This window comes from Halovulum marinum, from assembly GCF_009697225.1.
Classification (GTDB): domain Bacteria; phylum Pseudomonadota; class Alphaproteobacteria; order Rhodobacterales; family Rhodobacteraceae; genus Halovulum; species Halovulum marinum.
The window spans coordinates 1-3,708 of sequence record NZ_WIND01000051.1; the positions used below are offsets into that span (position 1 = coordinate 1).

4 protein-coding genes are annotated in these 3,708 nt (G+C 60.9%); all 4 read left to right on the top strand.

Annotation, left to right across the window (positions count from 1 at the left end):
* Nucleotides 1-180 (top strand): Rieske 2Fe-2S domain-containing protein (locus GE300_RS21850; RefSeq protein ID WP_154449678.1); only part of this gene is annotated, 180 nt, incomplete at its 5' end.
* A 39-nt stretch (nt 181-219) separates the two neighbouring features.
* On the top strand, nt 220-915 hold the full coding sequence (locus tag GE300_RS21855) for a CBS domain-containing protein (RefSeq protein ID WP_154449679.1): 696 nt from the start codon (nt 220-222) through the stop codon (nt 913-915).
* A 63-nt stretch (nt 916-978) separates the two neighbouring features.
* A complete protein-coding gene (locus GE300_RS21860) occupies nt 979-2,136 on the top strand; it encodes an NAD(P)/FAD-dependent oxidoreductase (protein ID WP_154449680.1) in 1,158 nt (385 codons plus the stop codon).
* 95 nt (nt 2,137-2,231) lie between these two features.
* Entirely contained in the window at nt 2,232-3,395 is a 1,164-nt protein-coding gene (locus tag GE300_RS21865; RefSeq protein ID WP_154449681.1) for a phospholipase D-like domain-containing protein, read from the top strand.
* The last annotated feature ends 313 nt before the right edge of the window (nt 3,396-3,708 follow it).

The window sequence follows — 3,708 nt, forward strand, 5'->3', positions numbered from 1 at the left end:
GGCTGTATCCCCCTGGGCCAGGACGGTTCGGCGGTGGGTGAATTCGGCGGTTGGTTCTGCCCGTGCCACGGATCGCATTACGACACATCAGGCAGGATCCGAAGAGGACCGGCACCACGCAATCTCGACATCCCGCCTTACACTCTGGGTGACGATCTGCAACTCGTCATCGGTACCTGACCGGCGAATCGTCCAATAGTCCAGGAAGGAGAACATGACATGCAAGCTAATGATATCATGACAACATCCGTGATCTCGGTCCAGCTGGAAGGAAAAATCGAGGACGCAGTGCGCCTGATGCTCGACCATCACGTCAGCGCGCTGCCCGTGCTAGACGCAAACGGCGAACTCAAGAGTCTGGTCAGCGAAGGCGATCTCATGCGGCGAGTCCGCGAGTCCGACGGCCGGCGCCGGTCGTGGTGGCTTGAGCTGCTGGACGGGGTAAGCGGCTCCGCCCAGGATTTCATTAAGCTCAAAAGCCATCGCGTCAAGGACGTGATGACCCGCGATATCGTTTCAGTCGAAGAAGATACCAAAGTCGCCGCGATCGCGCGTCTTCTGGAAAAGCACCGGATCAAGCGAGTGCCGGTGGTGCGATCCGATAAAGTGGTCGGCATTGTCGGCCGGGCGAACCTGCTTCATGCGCTGTCGGCGCTTCAGGACAGGGCGCTGCCTGGGCCGTCGGACGATGACCGCGTGCTGCGTGCGAAGATTGACGAGGCTCTGAAAGAAGTGCCCGGTGCAGCGGTCAACCTGATCAACTACACGGTGGAAAACGGGAATGTCGCCGTCTGGGGTGTCGCCGACAGCGATTTTGAGGAGAATGCAATTCGCGTCGCCGTCGAAAACGTGCCCGGTGTCGGGATGGCGGATGTCAACATGGGCCGGCTGCCGGCCTGGGCCTACGGGATCTGACTCACAGTGCGGACATAAATCAGGCCTTTCAGGACGTCGATCACATCGAACAGGGTTTGTATCATGGCGCCAGCACCAGGTTCCGCCGACCCTAAAGATAAAACGATTGAAATCGTCGGCGCCGGCCCAGCGGGGCTGGTCTGTGCAATCGTTTTGGCCAAGGCCAATCGTCGTGTCGTGGTGCGAGAATGGCACCAAGATGTTGGCCATCGGTTCCACGATGACTTCCAGGGCCTGGAAAACTGGAGCGACGCGCAGAACGTTCTGGACGAACTGGCCGATGCCGGTGTTGCCGCCGATTTCGATCATCGCAGTGTAACCGAAGGCATCGTCTTCGACAGCCATGCCAAGGCTCACCGGGTGCATGGATCGAAGCCCCTGTTCTATCTCTTGCGGCGCGGCACTGCGCCGGGAACGCTTGACCGGGCTTTGCTGGATCAGGCCCGCGCGGCCGGTGCCGAGGTGCGATTCAACGATCGCGTGAAAATTGCCACGACCAACATGATCCTGGCAGGCGGACCTCGGCGGGCCGATATCATCGCCGTGGGATACGTCTTTGACACTTGTATGGCCGATGGCGCGTGGCTGGCGTTCGGGACAGAGCTTGCCCCGAAAGGCTACGCCTATCTGCTCGTGCACCAGGGGCGTGGCACGGTGGCCAGTTGCATGTTCTCGGGCTTTCGCGATCAAGCGAAATATCTCGCGGCAACCGTGGAATACTTCAAGCGTCACACGGGCTTGGAAATGAATACGCCAGGAGGTTTCGGCGGTTTCGGGAATGTCCGATTGCCGCGCACGGCGATGCAGGGCGGAAACCCTGTGATCGGCGAGCATGCGGGTTTTCAGGACGCGTTGGCAGGATTCGGGCTGCGCTATGCGATGCGATCCGGGCGGCTGGCGGCCCAAAGCCTGATCAGCGGCGCCGACTACACGAAAGCCTGGCGTGAGGCGCTGCAACCCGGCCTGCGCGGTGGTGTCGTCAATCGGTACTTGTTCAACCAGACGGGCCCCCGCGGGATCGACTATCTGATCGGAAAGCTGGGATCGACCGACACGGGCGATGCTTTGGGTCAGGCCTATCGGCTGTCATTGCCCAAGCGCCTGCTGCTGCCGCTCGCCCGTTTTCACTATCGCAACCCTTTGCAGGACCGCAGTTGCAGCCACAACAACTGCGATTGTGTCTGGTGCCAGCACGGCGCCCATGAAACAGCGAATACCTGACGGATGTGCAGTCTTGCCTTTTCGCGTTACAAGCATGGCTCCGACATCGTGACGTCGATGTTGCGACCGGACCAGTGGGGCGGTAGGCCGCGATCATGAGCACCCCTCGCGCACCTCGCGAAAAGTCCCTGACGATGCCACAGGCGCGGGCAGCGATCTGTGTGCCAAATCTGGGCGAAGGGTCGGGTGATTTCCAGCTGTTTGTCGAGGGGGATGCCCTGTTTGATACGATGATCGCAGAGATCGAGGGCGCCACCGAAGCGATCTGGATGGAATCCTACATCTTTGCCGCCGATGAAGTCGGGGCGCGTTTTGTCGCCGCGCTCGCAGCCAAGGCGCGCGCCGGGCTTGACGTCCGGTTGCACCTCGACGCTTTTGGTGCTGGCCTGCGGGATTTCGACAAGTTTCGGCGGGAACTGGAACGAAGCGGCGTGCGGTTTCGCTGGTTTCGTCCCTTTGATCTCCGACACCCGCTGCGATATTTCCAGCGCAACCACCGCAAGCTTCTCGTCGTGGATGGCCGGGAAGCGTTCCTGGGCGGTTTTAACATTCGCCGGTTGAACTCGCGTCGGCTTCACGGTGCGAGCCGCCAGCGCGATACCCATGTGCGCGTCCAGGGGCCGTTGGCGACGCTTGCCGCAAGTCATTTCATTCGACTCTGGCGGGAGGCTCGCCCGCTTCCGACAAACGCAATTCCCGAAGAGGCCGAGGGCATCGAAGGACTGCTGGTGCCTAGCTATTCGCGCAAGTGTCAGAAAAGGCTCGCCTGTCTGCACGCGGGACTGATCGGGATGGCACAATCCTGTGTCTATTTGACGTCGCCCTATTTCAGCCCGGGCACCGTGGTCGACCGGGCGCTTCAGGATGCCGCGCGTCGCGGGGTGGATGTCCGTCTGCTGGTGCCCCGCAGAAGCGATCCCTTGGTCGCCGGCTGGGCGACGCGGGCGGCATATGCGCCGCTTCTCTCGGCGGGTGTGAGGGTCTACGAGTATCTGCCCCGTCAACTGCATGCCAAGACTTCTGTCGTCGATGCAGGCTGGTCGATCGTCGGGTCGGCAAACCTCGACTACCGAAGCCTGTTCATCAATCAGGAGCTGGTCCTCTTTGCGCGTGACCGCGTTCTGGCCGGGCAGTTGCGGGCGCAGTATCTGCGAGATATTTCAGATGCCCGTGAAATCACGCTTCGGACCTGGCATTCGCGCGGCTGGCGCGCGCGTGGTTTCGAGTTGATCGGATGGGCCGCGCGACGGCTTTTGTAACTGGCGGCCCCGGTCGGCTGACAGCCTACCGCGATGCGGTGGCTTGAAATCGATGCCGTCCTACGGCTGACCGACGCCCTTGCTTCCGTATCGACCAAGCCTGAGGGGTTGCCAATCCCTGTAATGTGTTTCGTCGGGCCGCGTCTTTAGTACGAAGCCAAAAAAGGAGGTCCAGATGAACGATCGTTCAACGATAACGTACAAAGTCTTTCGCACATTTGACCACGCGGGCGGCCCCTTTCAGACTGGCTGAGAGGAGCTGAGAATGGACGAGAACGAGACATCAAGGCCGATGGGACAGGTGATCCAGATC

Excerpts from the sequence above, each read along its gene's own strand:
- GE300_RS21855 (WP_154449679.1), top strand. The coding sequence starts at position 220 with ATGCAAGCTAATGATATCATGACAACATCCGTGATCTCGGTCCAGCTG.
- GE300_RS21860 (WP_154449680.1), top strand. The coding sequence starts at position 979 with ATGGCGCCAGCACCAGGTTCCGCCGACCCTAAAGATAAAACGATTGAA.
- GE300_RS21865 (WP_154449681.1), top strand. The coding sequence starts at position 2,232 with ATGAGCACCCCTCGCGCACCTCGCGAAAAGTCCCTGACGATGCCACAG.